16 protein-coding genes are annotated in these 15,418 nt (G+C 71.1%); 6 read left to right on the forward strand and 10 right to left on the reverse strand.

Annotated elements, in window-relative coordinates; genetic code table 11:
* Positions 1–17 precede the first annotated feature (17 nt).
* Positions 18–674: an acVLRF1 family peptidyl-tRNA hydrolase gene (locus AB0I79_RS29645; protein WP_357879482.1), complete on the reverse strand. Its 657-nt coding sequence runs from the start codon at positions 672–674 to the stop codon at positions 18–20.
* Between the two features lie 117 nt (positions 675–791).
* Here AB0I79_RS29645 and AB0I79_RS29650 point away from each other — a divergent pair, with 117 nt between their 5' ends.
* The 3 genes from AB0I79_RS29650 to AB0I79_RS29660 all read left to right on the forward strand — a co-directional run bounded on the left by AB0I79_RS29650 (position 792) and on the right by AB0I79_RS29660 (position 3,988).
* The gene (locus AB0I79_RS29650) at positions 792–1,817 is read left to right on the forward strand and encodes an EAL domain-containing protein (RefSeq protein ID WP_357879485.1); all 1,026 of its coding nucleotides are present in this window, start codon (positions 792–794) and stop codon (positions 1,815–1,817) included.
* A gap of 93 nt (positions 1,818–1,910) precedes the next feature.
* A complete protein-coding gene (locus tag AB0I79_RS29655; RefSeq protein WP_357879488.1) occupies positions 1,911–3,206 on the forward strand; it encodes an aminotransferase class V-fold PLP-dependent enzyme in 1,296 nt (431 codons plus the stop codon).
* On the forward strand, positions 3,203–3,988 hold the full coding sequence (locus tag AB0I79_RS29660) for an endonuclease/exonuclease/phosphatase family protein (protein WP_357879491.1): 786 nt from the start codon (positions 3,203–3,205) through the stop codon (positions 3,986–3,988). Before AB0I79_RS29655 ends, AB0I79_RS29660 begins: the two co-directional genes overlap by 4 nt.
* Positions 3,989–4,158: 170 nt before the next feature.
* Here AB0I79_RS29660 and AB0I79_RS29665 read toward each other — a convergent pair whose 3' ends face one another.
* From AB0I79_RS29665 to AB0I79_RS29680, 4 genes are all read right to left on the reverse strand, one after another.
* The gene (locus AB0I79_RS29665) at positions 4,159–4,743 is read right to left on the reverse strand and encodes a carbonic anhydrase (protein ID WP_357879493.1); all 585 of its coding nucleotides are present in this window, start codon (positions 4,741–4,743) and stop codon (positions 4,159–4,161) included.
* 43 nt (positions 4,744–4,786) lie between these two features.
* Complete coding sequence (gene hisG / locus AB0I79_RS29670; RefSeq protein ID WP_357879496.1) at positions 4,787–5,632, reverse strand: ATP phosphoribosyltransferase; 846 nt, start codon at positions 5,630–5,632, stop codon at positions 4,787–4,789.
* A gap of 64 nt (positions 5,633–5,696) precedes the next feature.
* Positions 5,697–5,960, reverse strand: a complete 264-nt coding sequence (locus AB0I79_RS29675) for a phosphoribosyl-ATP diphosphatase (protein ID WP_080037115.1) — start codon at positions 5,958–5,960, stop codon at positions 5,697–5,699.
* A 100-nt stretch (positions 5,961–6,060) separates the two neighbouring features.
* Positions 6,061–7,023, reverse strand: coding sequence for an acetylxylan esterase (locus AB0I79_RS29680; RefSeq protein WP_357879500.1), 963 nt, complete (start codon positions 7,021–7,023; stop codon positions 6,061–6,063).
* 260 nt (positions 7,024–7,283) lie between these two features.
* Here AB0I79_RS29680 and AB0I79_RS29685 point away from each other — a divergent pair, with 260 nt between their 5' ends.
* Genes AB0I79_RS29685 through AB0I79_RS29695 form a run of 3 tightly spaced genes read left to right on the forward strand, consistent with a single transcriptional unit; the run spans position 7,284 to position 10,349 of the window.
* Complete coding sequence (locus AB0I79_RS29685) at positions 7,284–8,543, forward strand: extracellular solute-binding protein (RefSeq protein ID WP_357879504.1); 1,260 nt, start codon at positions 7,284–7,286, stop codon at positions 8,541–8,543.
* A gap of 13 nt (positions 8,544–8,556) precedes the next feature.
* A complete protein-coding gene (locus tag AB0I79_RS29690; protein ID WP_357879507.1) occupies positions 8,557–9,468 on the forward strand; it encodes a sugar ABC transporter permease in 912 nt (303 codons plus the stop codon).
* Positions 9,468–10,349, forward strand: coding sequence for a carbohydrate ABC transporter permease (locus AB0I79_RS29695; RefSeq protein ID WP_357879510.1), 882 nt, complete (start codon positions 9,468–9,470; stop codon positions 10,347–10,349). Before AB0I79_RS29690 ends, AB0I79_RS29695 begins: the two co-directional genes overlap by 1 nt.
* Positions 10,350–10,421: 72 nt before the next feature.
* Here AB0I79_RS29695 and AB0I79_RS29700 read toward each other — a convergent pair whose 3' ends face one another.
* From AB0I79_RS29700 to sufC, 5 genes are all read right to left on the reverse strand, one after another.
* On the reverse strand, positions 10,422–12,302 hold the full coding sequence (locus AB0I79_RS29700) for a DEAD/DEAH box helicase (protein ID WP_357879513.1): 1,881 nt from the start codon (positions 12,300–12,302) through the stop codon (positions 10,422–10,424).
* Positions 12,303–12,615: 313 nt separating this feature from the next.
* Positions 12,616–12,975 carry a metal-sulfur cluster assembly factor gene (locus tag AB0I79_RS29705; protein WP_357879516.1) on the reverse strand — a complete coding sequence of 120 codons (360 nt, stop codon included), beginning with the start codon at positions 12,973–12,975 and terminating at the stop codon, positions 12,616–12,618.
* Positions 12,972–13,412, reverse strand: coding sequence for a Fe-S cluster assembly sulfur transfer protein SufU (gene sufU, locus AB0I79_RS29710; RefSeq protein ID WP_357879519.1), 441 nt, complete (start codon positions 13,410–13,412; stop codon positions 12,972–12,974). The genes AB0I79_RS29705 and sufU overlap by 4 nt, the downstream gene beginning before the upstream one ends.
* A gap of 2 nt (positions 13,413–13,414) precedes the next feature.
* Positions 13,415–14,671 (reverse strand): cysteine desulfurase, encoded by a 1,257-nt coding sequence (locus AB0I79_RS29715; RefSeq protein ID WP_357879522.1) that lies wholly within the window; start codon positions 14,669–14,671, stop codon positions 13,415–13,417.
* Positions 14,668–15,414, reverse strand: coding sequence for a Fe-S cluster assembly ATPase SufC (gene sufC / locus AB0I79_RS29720; protein WP_357879525.1), 747 nt, complete (start codon positions 15,412–15,414; stop codon positions 14,668–14,670). The genes AB0I79_RS29715 and sufC overlap by 4 nt, the downstream gene beginning before the upstream one ends.
* Between the last annotated feature and the right edge of the window lie 4 nt (positions 15,415–15,418).

Raw genomic sequence — 15,418 nt, forward strand, 5'->3', positions numbered from 1 at the left:
GCGAAGCGCCTGCCGGATCAGCCTGGGTCGATGACGCGGACGCGTACCGCCCTGAACTGCGCGGGCGTGTCCCGCAGCACCGCCAGCCGCGGGTCCGGCACCACCAGGAACGGCTCGGTCTCCAGCGCCAGCAGCGGCGCCAGCCGCCGGTCGGGCCGCAGCGCGTCCATCGCCCTGCGGTCGCCGCCGAGCACGACGCCGTCCAGTTCCCCCAGGTACGGCGTCAGCACCCGCACCGCGGTCTCCACCGCGTCGTCGAACGCCTGGGCCGCCTGGTTCCTGCGCCGCCTGGCGAAGCGCTGCTGCGACCACCCGCCGGCCGCCGTGCGCCCCTGCACCAGCCGCGACCCCACCTTGGACGCCACCAGTGAGCCGCCGTGGAAGATGCCCGCCGCGTACCCGCCGAGCCGCACCAGGAACACCCCGACCCGCCGCTCCCGGCCGGCGTGCGCGACGAGCCTGGTCACGTGCGGCGGGCCCGGCGGCGTCATGGGCGGGAACGGCACGTGCAGCTCGGCCACCGCGCCGTCGCCGGCCAGCAGCCGCACCACCCGCCCGTCCCCGCTCGCCGAGAAGGGCCCGTGACGCCGGGCGAACCCGTCGATCCACGGATGCAGGCGCTCCGGCGGCACGGTGACCCACCGGCCGCCGCCCCTCGCCGGACGCGCGCTCATGCCCGCAGGCTAGCGGACCCGTGCCGGGAGCACTCACAAGGGAACCGAAGCGGAAATGTCGGTAAATTCTGTTTCGCGGGGCTTCTGATGCGGCTGTGGCAGGAGCACCATCTGTACGTGTCCTCCCTGCTCACGAGTCCCATGGTGGATCTCGACACCGGGGCCGTCATCGCGCACCCCGCCATCGTGGACGCCAACGGCGTCCTCCGGGCCGCGCCGCTGCCCATGGTGCTCGAACTGCCTGTGCACGTGGTGCTGTCGGGCGCGGGCGCCCTGGCGCCCCTGCACGAGGCGCTGAGAAGGGCGGGCAGGCATCCGCGCGAGGCGATCCTGCTGCTCACCGGACCGTGCCACGAGCAGGACAGGCCGCTGCTCAAGGTGGGCCTCGACGGCCTGCGCACGATCGGTTACCTGCTCGGGTTCGCCGACGTGGGCACCGTGGGCGCGGCCCTGGACCTGATCACCGACTCCTCCCCGTACCTGCTCGCCCTCGACCCGGAGGTGGCGACGCGCATCCCCGGCGACCACCGGGCGATCGCGGTGGCGCGGGCGGTGGTGACGCTGGCGCGCGGCATCGGCGCCCACGTCATGGCGCCGGGCGTGGAGCGCGAGGCGCAGGTGGCCATGGTCCGCGGCCTGGGCGTGCGCCTGGCGCACGGCCCGCTGCTGGCGCCGGGCCCCGACGGCAAGGTACGGGTGCCGCTGCCGATCGCCGACGAGTCCCCCGCCTCGGTCATGCTCGGCCCGCGCGTGCAGGAGCTGCTGCTGCCGGCCGTGACGCTGCCGGTGGAGGCGAAGGCCGAGGAGGCCGTGGCGGCGTTCGGGCACGAGCCGACGATCACCAGCGTGATCCTGGTGGACGAGTTCCAGCGGCCCAAGGGCAGCCTGGACCGCAGCCGTTTCCTGCTGTCGTTCGCCGCCCGCTACGGACACGCGCTGCACGGGTCGAAGCCGGCGCAGCGGCTGGCCGACCCACCGCGCACGGTGCCGCGCACCACCCCGGCCGTCGCCGCCATGCAGGCGGCGGGCAGGGACGCGACCCGCGTCTACGACGACCTGGTGGTCACCGACGAGCTGAACCGCTGCCTGGGCATCGTCCGCGTCTCCGACCTGATCAGGCAGATCACCGCGATCAGAGGCTGACGCGGGCGGGCAGGAAGCGGAGCATGCCGAACCGGCGCGCGCGGGCAGGAACCACGGCATGCCGAACCGGCGCGGGCGGGTAGGAAGCGGAGCATGCTGAACAGACGCGCCCTGCTCGGCGCCGGACTGCTCGCCGGCGTGCCGGCCGGGGCGTCGGCGTGCACCGCCGGGTCACCGCCGCCCAGGAGCTTCGACCCGGCCGACTGGGCGTCGGTGCGGTCCCAGTTCACCCTCGACCCGGCGTACGGGCAGTTCGCCGCGTTCGTCCTGGCCCCGGCGCCGGCGCAGGTGCGGGAGGCGATCAGGACGCACCGCGACGCGCTGGACGCCGACCCCGAGTACACGCCTCCCGGCGGCCCTTCCGGCAGGTCCCCCGACCAGGCCGTACGCGAGGCCGCCGCCCGCTACCTGGGCGCCGAGCCGGACGCGATCGCGCTGACCGACAGCACCACGATGGGCCTGGCGCTGCTCTACTCCGGCCTCGTCCTGCGCCCCGGCCAGGACGTGCTGACCACCGAGCACGACTTCCTGGCCACCCACGAGGGCCTGCGGCTGCTGGCGGGACGCACGGGCGCGAAGGTGCGCAGGGTCAGGCTGTACGACGACCCGGCCCGCGCCTCGGCCGACCGCATGGTGTCGGCGATCAAGGACGGCCTCGGCCCGCGCACCCGCGTGGTCGCGGTCACCTGGGTGCACTCCAGCACCGGCGTGCGCGTGCCGGTCCGGGCCATCGCCGACATGCTGGCCGAGGCGAACCGGGGCCGCGCCGCGCACGACAGGGCGCTGCTGTGCGTGGACGGGGTGCACGGGTTCGGCGCGATGGCCGACGGCGTGGCGGACCTGGGCTGCGACTTCCTGGCCAGCGGCACGCACAAGTGGCTGTTCGGGCCGCGCGGCACCGGCATCGTGTGGGGGCGCGCCTGGGACGCGGTGGCCCCGATCGTGCCCAGTTTCAGCCAGGCCGCCTTCGCCGCCTGGCAGAACGGCGGATCCCCCGGCGCCACCACGGCGGAGCTGGTCACGCCGGGCGGATACAAGGCGTTCGAGCACCGGTGGGCGATGCCGCAGGCGTTCGCGTTCATGACGGCGATCGGCAAGGACCGCGTGCGGGCGCGCACCCAGGAGCTGGCCACCCGGCTGAAGGCGGGCCTGGCCGAGATCCCGCACATCACCCTCGCCACCCCGCAGGCCCCCGACCTGTCGGCGGGGCTGGTGTGCTGCTCGGTCGCCGGCATGGAGCCGTTCGAGGCGGTGGAGCGGCTGCGGGAGCGGAAGGTGATCGCGAGCGTGACGCCGTACAACCTCTCGCTGCTGCGCTTCGGCACGAGTATCGTGACGGGCCCCGAGCAGGTGGATCAGGCGGTCAAGGCGGTGGAGGGGCTGAAATGAACTGGGCGGAGCCGTACGGGCCGCTGATCGGCACCGGCGTGCGCGTACTGACCTGGAACGTGTGGGGCGAGCAGGGCCCGTACGCCGAGCGGGCAGGGCGGATCGAGAAGGTCGTGCGCGATCTGGCGCCCGACGTGGTGGCGTTACAGGAGTGGGCCGGTCAGCGGCTCGGCTTCGAGCACACGACGGCGGTCCGGGCGGAGGCGCCGGTCGCCGTGCTGTCCCGCTGGCCGATCATCCGGCAGGAGGACCGTCTGCTGCCGGGCGGGCCCCCGCCGCGGGAGAAGGGTGGCGTGCTGCCGGGCCGCGCACTGTTCTGCGAGCTGGACGGGCCGCGCGGGCCGTTACAGGTGTTCAGCGTGATGATCGGGGCCTACCGGCTGGGCGACTCGCAGGCACGGCAGGAGCAGGTGCGGGCGCTGGCCGCGTTCGTGCAGGAGGTGAGCTCCCGCCGGCATCCCACGCTGGTGTGCGGCGACTTCAACGCGCCGCCCGACAGCGACGAGATGCGGATGTTGACCGGGCGCAGCGCCACCCCTGTGCCTGGGCTGGTCTTCTACGACGCGTGGGAGGTCGCCGGCGGCGGCGGCCCCGGATGCACGTGGAGCAACGCCAACCCGTGGGCCCGGCCCGGCCTGTATCCCGACCGGCGCTTCGACTACGTGCTGAGCGCCTGGCCGAGGGCGGGCGGCGCGGGGCATCCGGTGCGCTGCGAGGTGGTGGGCGACGGCCCCGAGCCCGCCTCCGACCACTACGGGGTGCTGGCGGAGCTGCGCTACTGAACCAGGTGCCCACGGCCCGGAGGCCGCGGCCGGAGCACGACGGTCGTGCCCCGGCCGGGCATCGATCAGACCGGGCAGGAGCGCGGTCACGCCGGGCTGGTCAGACCGGGCAGGAGCGCGGTCACGCCGGGCTGGTCAGACCGGGCAGGAGCGCGGTCACGCCGGGCTGGTCAGCTCACGCGGCTCACCAGCCCCGTGTCCAGGCTGTAGTGGGCGCCGATGACGGTGGCGCTGCCGTGCAGGAGGGGGTCGGCTCTCAGGCGCGAGACGGTCCGGCGGATGTGGGCGTGGACCATGGGCTCGACCCGGCCGTTGGAGGTGGCGTAGGCGGGCTCGAGCGCCGCGACGATGGCGGGCAGCTCGCCGGGCAGGACGACCTGCCTGCGTAACGCCCGGGCGGCCGCCGTGACCGCGCCGCAGCGCTGGTGACCGAGGACGACGACGAGGCTGGCCCGCAGGTCCTGCGGGCCGTACTGGACGGCGGCCGTGACGAGGGAGTCGAGGGTGTGGGCGGCGGTGCGGACGACCAGCAGGTCGCCGAGGCCGACGTCGAAGATCACCTCGGGCGGCACCCGGGAGTCGATGCACGACAGCACGACCGCCCGGGGCTCCTGCCCGGAGGCGACCTGCCTCCGGCGTCGCGGGTCCTGGTGCGGGTGGGCGGACTTGCCCGCCGCCCAGCGCCGGTTGCCCTGTTCGAGTAAGGACCACATCTGCCTGGCACAACCACGCCAGGCGACCGCTTCGTTACGCACGGCTGCGATATGCCCGCCAGCCCCGTGACCTAGCGGGCAGATCTCACAGGCGGCAGGCGTAGATGTCGGTGACCAGGATGGCCCTTGCGCCGATGTCCCACAGCTGATCCATCACCTGCTGGTGGCCCTTGCGCCGGACCATGGCGCGCACGGCGACCCAGCCCTCGCGGTGCAGCGGCGAGACCGTGGGGCCCTCCATGCCGGGCGTCAGGGCGATGGCCTCCTCGATGCGCTCGGCGCGGATGTCGTAGTCCATCATGACGTAGTCGCGGGCCTGCACGACGCCCTGGAAGCGGCGTACGAGCTGGCCGACGCCCGGCGTGTCGGGCGCGCTCTGCCGCTTGATCAGCACGGCCTCCGACTTCATGATCGGGTCGCCGAACACCTCCAGGCCGACGTTGCGCAGCGTGGTGCCGGTCTCGACGACGTCGGCCACGGCGTCGGCCACGCCGAGCCTGATGGCCGTCTCGACGGCCCCGTCGAGCTTGATCACGCGGGCGTCGACGCCCTCGTCGGAGAGGTACTTGTCGAGCAGGCCGGCGTAGGAGGTGGCGATGCGCCTGCCGTTGAGGTCGTGCACCGACGACATGGAACCCGCCGTGGCGGCCAGCCGGAAGGTGGAGGCGCCGAAGCCGAGCGACATGATCTCCTCGACCGGCGCGCCGGAGTCGATCAGCATGTCCCTGCCGGTGATGCCCACGTCGAGGGTGCCCTCGCCGACGTAGACCGCGATGTCGCGGGGCCGCAGGAAGAACAGCTCCCAGCCGTTGGCGTCGTCGACGACGACGAGTTCCTTGCTGTCCCTGCGAGACCGGTAGCCGGCCTCTTTCAGCATGGCTTGGGCGGCCTCGCTGAGCGAGCCCTTGTTGGGTACTGCCAGACGCAGCATGTCTTCAGGTCCTTACGTGTGTCTGCCTTCCGCTATCTCCTGGTGGCGGGCGCGCCGCGGCGCCCTAGAGATGCTTGTAGACCTGGTCGAGGCCGATGCCTTTGGCGATCATCAGCACCTGCACGTGGTAGAGGAGCTGGGAGATCTCCTCCGCGGCCCTGTCGTCTGACTCGTACTCGGCGGCCATCCAGCTCTCGGCGGCCTCCTCGACGACCTTCTTGCCGATGGCATGGACGCCGGCGTCGAGCGCGGCCACGGTGCCCGAGCCCGCGGGCCGGGTGGTGGCCTTCTCTGACAGCTCGGCGAACAGCTCTTCGAAGGTCTTCATGGTCTCTCTCGTCGGTCGGATGACGTGCTTGTTAAGCCTAGTCTGCGTCACGGGGTGACGCCGCCCCGCGTCCGCCACGCGAGACGGCGCCGTCGGCTGTTCACCCCAGCGCCTTCTTCGCCCTGGCCACCCGCTCCATGACGTGCGCCGACTCGCCGCCCTCGTGCCCGTTGTACGGGTACACCCTGATGTCCTTCTCCCCCGCGTAGTGGTTGTAGGCGGCGAACACCGTGGACGGCGGCGTGATCCCGTCCTGCAGCCCCACGGAGAACAGCGCGGGCGTGCGGGCCCTGGCGGCGAAGTTCACGCCGTCGAAGTAGGCCAGCGTCCGGAAGACCTGCTCCACCTGGTCCTTGAACGCCCGGCAGTAGGCCGCGAGCTCGGCGTACGGGTGCTCGGGCGTGATCTGCGTGGCGTGCCTGATGTGGCACATGAACGGCACGTCCACCAGCGCGCAGGCCAGATCGGGCACCAGCGCCGACACGGCCAGCGCGATCGCCCCGCCCTGGCTCGCGCCGCCGACCGCGACCGCCCCGATGCCCGGATGCGACCTGGCGGTCTCGACCGCGCGCACGGCGTCGGTGTAGAGCCGCCGGTAGTAGTAGGCGGCCGGGTCGTGGATGCCGCTGGTCATGACGCCGGGCGTCTGCGGCCCCGTGCCGGGGTACGGGTCGGCGGTGTCGCCGCGCCGCCACCCGCCGGCGCCCTGGCCGCGGCTGTCCATGGCGAGCACGGCGTAGCCGAAGCTGGGCCACAGCAGCCAGTCGATCGGCAACCCGCGCCCGCCGCCGTACCCCTGGTACTCGACCACGCACGGCACCGGCCCCGGGACGTGCCGCGGCAGCAGCAGCCAGCCCTTGATCGGGTGCCCGCCGAACCCCGCGAACGTCACGTCGAACACCTCGGCCACGGTCAGCTCGGCCGGCACGGGGGCGAACTCGGGGGCGAGGTCGTGGGCGCGGGCCTCGCCGAGCGTCCGCTGCCAGAACGCGTCGAAGTCGGCGGGCTCGGCCCGCTCGGGACGGTACTCGCGCAGTTGCGGCAGGGGCATGTCGACGAACACGGATGGCTCCTTCCGGGGGGCAAGGTGCTCGCCACGGTACGCGGGAAGCCCCTCGGAGCACGAGCCCTGGCCGCCGCTCTGGTTCCCTGAACCGGGAAAGCCACCTCGCGCCCAACCCATGAATCGTGCCAAAACACCATTCCGACAGGCCAGCGCGGCGCAGCGGACAAGGCGATGAAACTTACATGACTGAGAGTTGTCACTTACCCGTTTAAGTGATGAGATCCGCTCAACAGGCGGCGATAGATCGGATGGCTTTCATGCGACGTACGACGGCGGCATGCGGAACGGTCCTGCTCGCGCTCGTGAGCGCGGCCTGCGCCACCAGCGGCCAGGCCCCCGCCGAACAGGCAGACCGCGACGCCCCCGCGACCCTGTCGTTCTGGTCCACGGGCGGGGACGACGAGACCGCGATCTTCCAGAAGGCGGCCGACCTCTACCACCGGAAGAACCCGAACGTGACGGTCAAGGTGCAGACCCTGTCGTGGGACGACGCCTACGCCAAGCTCCTGGCGGCGGCCACCAGCCGCAGCGGCCCCGACGTCATCTCCGGCGGCATGACCTGGACCATCCAGTTCGGCGCCAGGGGCGCCATGGTGGACCTGCGCAAGCACGGCCTGGACTCGCTCAAGGCGCAGGCCCAGCCCGCGCAGTGGGAGTCGGCGATCTCCCCCGACGGCTCGGTGTACGGCGTGCCGCTGGACATGTCCACGCTCGCCCTCTACTACCGCACCGACCTGCTGGCCAAGGCCGGCCTCGACGCACCGCCGAAGACGTGGGAGGAGCTGACCGCGGCCATCGGCAAGCTCAAGGCGGCCGGGGTGGCCAAGCCGTACAGCCAGGACTGGGGCAACCTCGACTGGATCGGCTACTTCAACTACCTCTACCAGGCGGGAGGCACGTTCTACACGCCCGACTGCAAGCCCTCGCTGAACACCCCGCAGGCCGAGCAGGCGCTGGCGTTCTGGGTGGACCTCTACCGCGAGCACGGCGCGCCCACCGCCAGCGTGGAGGCCTCCGACGCGCTCGACACCGGCACCGCCCTGGTGGTGGGCGGCAACTGGATCGCCAAGGGCATCGACGTCAACAAGCCGGAGCTGAAGGGCAAGTGGGCGATGACCACGCTGCCGGCGGGCCCCGCCGGGCCGACCACGTTCATCGGCGGGCGCGCGATCGGCGTGACCTCCTTCAGCAAGCACGCCCGGACGGGCGCGGACTTCGTCAGGTTCATGTACAGCGACGAGGCCATCGCCGCGATCGTGGACGAGGCCAGGAAACGGAACCTGCCCTACATCCCGCCGCGCCCCGACAAGGTGGTGGACTCCTCGTCGTTCACGCCGGACCAGGCCCGGGTCTTCGAGCAGGCGTTCAGCACGGGCAAGGCGGCCCCCGGCTGCCCGGGCTGGGACGAGAGCGCTCCGGACGTCTCCAAGCAGCTGCAGTCGGCCATCCTCGGCAAGGCGGACGTCAGGACCGCGCTGGCCGAGGCCGCCAAGGTCATGGAGCGCAACGCCGGCTGACAGGAGTACCGACATGGCGAACCCCGCGCCGCCGCTGCGCAGCCGGCTGCGCCGCTACGGCACCTCGTACGCGATGCTGCTGCCCTTCCTGGGGCTGTTCGCGGCGTTCCTGATCTGGCCGCTGGCCAACTCGCTCTACCTGAGCTTCACCTCGTTCGACGGCATCAACCCGGCCGCCTTCACCGGCCTGGAGAACTTCCAGCGGCTGATGGAGGACGCGAGATTTCTGCACGCGCTGCGCAACACGAGCCTGTACGTGGTGGCGTCCGTCCTGATCGGCACCCTGCTGTCGCTGGGCCTCGCGCTGGCCTTCAACGGCTCGGGATGGGCGCACCGCGTCATGCGCACGGTGTTCTTCCTGCCCTCCGTGACCTCCTCCATCGCGCTCATGCTGATGTGGAAGTGGGTGCTGTTCCCCAGCGACGTGGGGCTGGCCAACACGATCGTGCGCTGGTTCGGCGGCACGGCCGTCGCCTGGCTGGCCACGCCGGGGCTGACGATCCCGATCCTGGTGCTGATGGCGGTGTGGGGCGGCATGGGCTACGGCATGGTGCTGTACGTCGCCGGGCTCGGGTCGATCCCCCAGGAGTACTACGAGGCGGCCGAGATCGACGGCGCCTCCGCCTGGCGGCGTTTCCGGCACATCACCCTGCCGCTGCTGCGCCCGGTCACCACGTACGTGGTGGTGACCGGCCTGATCGGCGCCTTCCAGGTGTTCGAGTCGGTCTACATCGTCTTCCGCGCCACCAACAACGTCGGCGGCGTGCTCGACTCCGGCCTGATGATCGTCCCCTACCTCTACGACCAGGGGTTCACCCACTTCCGGCTGGGCTACGCCTCGGCCGTCGCCTGGGTGCTCTTCCTGATCATCTTCGTGCTCAGCCTGGTCAACCTGCGCCTGGGCCGCGCGCTGAAGGAGCTGTGATGGCCCGGGTCAACGGTCACCTGCTGCGCCTGCCGTTCTACCTGCTGTCGCTGACCATGGTGATCCCGTTCTACTGGCTGCTCATCACGGTCTTCAAACCGCCGTCCGAGCTGGCCAGGACTCCCCCGTCGTTCGTGCCGCAGTCGCCCACCGTCGCCAACTTCTACGACGCCGAGTGGTCGCCCGAGCGGATCAACCCGGGCCATCTCCAGGGCGTCTTCCAGCGCTTCCAGGTGGACTTCGGGTTCTGGCGGTTCCTGTTCAACAGCCTGTTCATCACCAGCGCCATCACCGTCGGGTCGCTGCTGATCTGCTCGCTGGCGGCGTACGTGATCGCCAAGCACGACATCAAGGGGCGCCGGATCGTCTTCCTGCTGGTCATCGCCTCGATGATGGTGCCCTGGCAGACCACGCTGATCCCGAACTACGTCATCATGCGGAACCTGGGCTGGCTGGACAGCTACGCCGCCTACATCGTCCCCGCGCTGGCCAAGGCGTTCGTGCTGTTCTTCCTGGTGCAGTTCCTGCAGTCGCTGCCGAACGAGCTCATCCAGGCCGCCAGGGTGGACGGGGCCGGGGAGTGGCGGATCTGGTGGCGGATCGTGCTGCCGCTGCTGCGCCCGGCGCTCGCCGCGATGTCGATCTTCATCGTGCTCGCGGAGTGGAACAACTTCCTCTGGCCGCTCATCATCGTGCAGAGCGACGAGATGGCCAACCTGCCGGTCGCGCTGGCCAGGCTCAACTCCTACTATGCCGGGCCCGACCACCAGGGCGCCATCATGGCGGGCGGACTGCTGGCGTCGGTACCGACGATCGTCTTCTTCCTGATCTTCCAGCGGTACTTCGTCCGGGGCATAGCGCTCAGCGGCCTCAAGGGCTGAGGCGAGCGCGGGGCTGGGAACGGCGCTGCCCGCCGCACCGGGAAGGTGCGACGGGCAGCGGGGAACAGCAGGTCAGCGCTCGTAGCGGCGGCCGGAGTTGCGGCGGAAGCCGCCGTTGCCGCGCTCGTCGGAGCGGCCGGCACCGGAACGGTAACCGTCACGGGCCGCCGGACGGTCACCGGAGCGGAAGCCGTCACGCGCCGGGCGGTCGCCGGAGCGGTAACCGTCACGCGCGGGGCGGTCGTCGGGACGGAAACCGCGGTCGCGGTCGCCCGAGAACGGGCGGCCACGGTCGGAGTTGTAGCGGGGGCCACGGTCGCCGCCGCGGTCGTCCTGGCGGATCGGGCGGTCGTCCTGGCGGAACGGCCTGTCGTCCTGGCGGAACGGGCGGTCGTCGGAGCGGTAGCCACCGCGTCCCTGGCCGTCACGCCGGCGGTCGTCGCCGAACGTGCGCGGCTCCTGCGGGCGCCCGAACGGCCGCTCGCCCTCGCCGTGCCGGCGCGGGCGGCGGTCGTCACCGGCGCTGATCGAGCGGTTGCCGTCCTCGTGCCTGCGCGGGCGGCGGTCCTCGAACGGGCGGTCCCCGTCCTCGTGGCGGCGCGGGCGGCGCTCGCCGTCGAAGTCGCGGCGGCCGCGGCGGCCACGGCGCTCCGAGACGCCGCCGTCACGGCGGGGCCGCAGCGGCTTGCGCACGTCCGGCTCCCACACGGGGATGGACTCGCCGCTCGGCGTGCGGGCCCCGGTCACCTCGGCGACCCTGGGGTGGCCGGGCGTGGCCTTCAGGCGGTACGGGTGGATGCCGGCGCGGCGGGTGAGCGCGTCGGTCGAGCGGCGCTCGTTCGGCAGCACCAGCGTGACGACCGTGCCCTTCTCGCCGGCGCGGGCCGTGCGGCCACCCCTGTGCAGGTAGCTCTTGTGGTCCTGCGGCGGGTCGACGTGCAGCACCAGGCTGATGTTGTCGACGTGGATGCCGCGCGCCGCGACGTCCGTGCAGACCAGCACGTTGATGGAGCCCTCGCGGAACTCCGACAGGATGCGGGTGCGCTGGTTCTGGCGCTTGCCGCCGTGCAGGCCGCCCGACTTGACGCCGACCCTGGCCAGCTGCTTGCACAGCCGGTCCACGCCGTGCTGGGTGCGGACGAAGATGATGGTCCGGCCCTCGCGGTTGGCGATCTCGGCGATCACGTCGAACTTGTCGTCGCGCGTGACCTGCATCACGTGGTGCTCCATGGTGTCGACCGGCGAGGTCGCCGGAGCCACGGAGTGCGTGATCGGGTCCTTGAGGAAGCGCTGCACCAGCTTGTCGACGTCGCCGTCGAGCGTGGCGGAGAACAGCAGCCGCTGCCCGTCGGCCGGGGTCTGCGCGAGCAGGTCGGTGACGACGGGGAAGAAGCCGAGGTCGCACATGTGGTCGGCCTCGTCGAGCACGGAGACCTCGACGTCGCCGAGCGAGCACTCGCCCTGCCTGATCAGGTCGCCCAGGCGGCCCGGGGTGGCGATGACGACGTCCACGCCGCGACGCAGCGCCTCGATCTGCTTGCCCATGGACATGCCGCCGACGATGACCTTCATGCGCAGCCCGAGGCCGCGCCCGAGGGGCTCGAGGGCGTCGTGCACCTGGAGGGCGAGCTCGCGGGTGGGCACCAGGATCATCGCGCGGGGGCGGCCGGGAGCGGGCCGCACGCCGGCGATGCGCGCCATGGTGGGCAGGCCGAACGCGAGCGTCTTGCCGGAGCCGGTCTGGCCGCGGCCGAGCACGTCGTTGCCGGCGAGCACGTCGGGGATCGTCGCGCTCTGGATGGGGAACGGGCTGTCGAAGCCCAGCTTGGCCAGTCCGTTGACGAGCGGCTTGGGCAGGCCCAGGAGCTCGAACTCGGACGGGCCCGGCTCGGCGGCGGGAGCTTCCGCAGCAGCGGAGGTGTCGCCGAGCGCGGGCATGACAGCGTCAAGCATGGTCACGAAAGTCGTGCCTTTCCGTCGAAGTGGCGCGTCACTTCTGCGAAAGGACGAGCCAGGGCGTACGACCCCGAAGGTCGCACAAGGTTCAAGGGCACCCGCCGCTATGAGGGCGGGGTGAAGATGAGGGGGGACACACCCGGGCACCGGCCGCAGGCGATGCGAGACGCGTGATGAGACGTCAGGTGTTCCTGTAATCCAACGCCGGGGATGTTATCGGATATTCCTCGGCGATGGGTCCGGACTTTCCGAAACCCGCAAGTCATGCTGAACCCCCTGACGTTTACCGTCAGGGGTGACAGCAGAAAGATCAGACGTTGAAGCCTAGCATACGGAGCTGCTCGCGACCCTCGTCGGTGATCTTGTCGGGGCCCCACGGCGGCAGCCAGACCCAGTTGATCTTGACGTCGGAGACCATGCCGTCGAGCGCCGAGTGCGCCTGGTCCTCGATCACGTCGGTCAGCGGGCAGGCCGCGCTGGTCAGCGTCATGTCGATGGTCGCCACGGGCTGCGCGCCGTCGGCCGGGTCGAGGTTGAGCCCGTAGATCAGGCCCAGGTCCACGACGTTGATGCCGAGCTCGGGGTCCACGACGTCCTTGAGCGCCTCCATGACCTCATCGACGGTCGTGTCACCGTCGTAGCCGGTAGGCGTCTCCGTCGGCTTGCTCATTGCCCAGCACTCCTCACAACAGCGTCCTTGTAGGCCATCCACGAAAGCAACGCACATTTGACGCGCGCCGGGAACTTGGCCACTCCCGCGAACGCGACCGCGTCGCCGAGGACCTCCTCGTCGGCCTCCACCTGTCCCCTGCCCTGCATCAGCCGGGTGAACTCGTCGACGACCGAGAGCGTCTCGTCCACCGTGGAGCCGGTGGCCAGCTCGTGCAGCACCGAGGCGGCGGCCTGGCTGATCGAACAGCCCTGCCCCTCGTAGGACACGTCCAGGATCTTGCCGGCGTCGTCCACCTTGACCCTGAGCGTGATCTCGTCGCCGCACGTCGGGTTCACGTGGTGAACCTCGGCGTCGTACGGCTCGCGCAGCCCCCGCCCCTGCGGGTGCTTGTAGTGCTCCAGGATCAGCTCCTGGTACATCGACTCGCCGATCATGGCTATGCGAACACCTTCTGAACGTGATGCAGGCCGCGCACCAGGGCATCGATCTCGCCCGTGGTGTTGTACAGGTAGAACGACGCCCGCGTGGTCGCGGGTATTCCGAACCGCAGGTGCAGCGGGCGCGCGCAGTGGTGCCCCACGCGTACAGCCACGCCGAACTGGTCGTCCAGGATCTGCCCGACGTCGTGCGGGTGGATGCCCTCCAGGGTGAAGGACACCGTGCCCCCGCGCTGCTCCAGCGTCTGCGGGCCGATCACGCGCAGCGTCGGCACCTCGCGCAGGGCCTCCAGCGCGTACGCCGTCAGCTCCCGCTCGTGCGCCTCGATGGCGTCGAGCCCGATCTCGGTGAGGTAGTCGACCGCCGCGCCGAGCCCGATGGCCTCGACGATCGGCGGCGTGCCCGCCTCGAACTTGTGCGGGATCGGCGCGTACGTCGAGCGGTCCATCCAGACCGCCTCGATCATCTCGCCGCCGCCCAGGAACGGCGGCATGGCCTCCAGCAGCTCGGCCCGCCCCCACAGCACGCCAATGCCGGAGGGGCCGACCATCTTGTGGCCGGTGAAGGCCACGAAGTCGGCGTCCAGCTCGGTCACGTTCACGGGGTGGTGCGGCACGGACTGGGAGGCGTCGAGCGCGATCAGCGCCCCGACCTCGTGCGCCCGTGCGGCCACCGCGGCCACCGGGTTGACCGTGCCCAGCACGTTCGACTGGTGGGCGATCGAGACGATCTTCGTCCGCTCGGTGATCACGGCGGGGTCATAGTCGAGCCGCCCCTCGTCGGTGACGCCGAACCACTTCAGGCTCGCCCCGGTGCGCTGCGCGAGCAGCTGCCACGGCACGATGTTGGAGTGGTGCTCCATCTCGGAGATGACGATCTCGTCACCGGGGCCGAGGGTGAAGCGCGGGTCGGTGTTGGCGGGGTTCCCGAAGGAGTACGCCAGCAGGTTGAGGGCCTCGGAGGCGTTCTTGGTGAAGATCACCTCGTCGCGCGACGGCGCCCCCACGAAGCCCGCGATCTTGTCGCGGGCGCTCTCGAAGGCGTCGGTCGACTCGGCGCCGAGCACGTGCATGGCGCGCCCGACGTTGCTGTAGTGCAGCGCCAGGTGCTCCCGCATGGTCTCGATGACCTGGTTGGGCTTCTGTGAGGAGTTGCCCGAGTCGAGATAGACGAGCGGTCGCCCGTCGGGCAGCTCGCGGGAGAAGACCGGGAAGTCCTTCCTGATCTTCTCCACATCGAAGCTGTTCGAAGTCATGCAGATGCCTTCGTGTACTGCTCGTAGCCCTCGGCTTCGAGCTTGTCGGCCAGTTCGGGGCCGCCCTCCTCGACGATGCGGCCGGCGGCGAAGACGTGCACGAAGTCCGGCTTCACGTAACGCAGGATGCGGGTGTAGTGCGTGATCAGCAGCACGCCGGTCTCGCCGGAGGCGCGGAAGCGGTTGATGCCCTCCGACACCACGCGCAGCGCGTCGACGTCGAGGCCGGAGTCGGTCTCGTCGAGCACCGCGATCTTCGGCTTGAGCAGCTCCATCTGGAGGATCTCGTGGCGCTTCTTCTCGCCGCCGGAGAAGCCCTCGTTCAGGTTGCGCTGGGCGAAGGCGGGGTCGATGGACAGCGCGTCCATGCCGGCCTTCAGGTCCTTGGCGAACTCGCGCAGCTTCGGCGCCTCGCCGCGGACGGAGGTGACGGCCGAGCGCAGGAAGTTGGACACCGAGACGCCGGGCACCTCGACGGGGTACTGCATGGCCAGGAACAGGCCGGCGCGGGCGCGCTCGTCGACGGACAGCTCAAGCAGGTCCACGCCGTCGAGCAGCACCTGGCCGCCGGTGATCGTGTATTTCGGGTGGCCGGCGATCGCGTAGGCGAGCGTCGACTTGCCCGAGCCGTTCGGGCCCATGATGGCGTGGGTCTGCCCGGCCTTCACGGTCAGGTTGACGCCGCGCAGGATTTCCTTGTCCTCGACGGCGACCTGGAGGTCACGGATCTCAAGGGTGGACATGTGC

Source organism: Nonomuraea sp. NPDC050202 (genome assembly GCF_040656115.1).
GTDB lineage: Bacteria > Actinomycetota > Actinomycetes > Streptosporangiales > Streptosporangiaceae > Nonomuraea.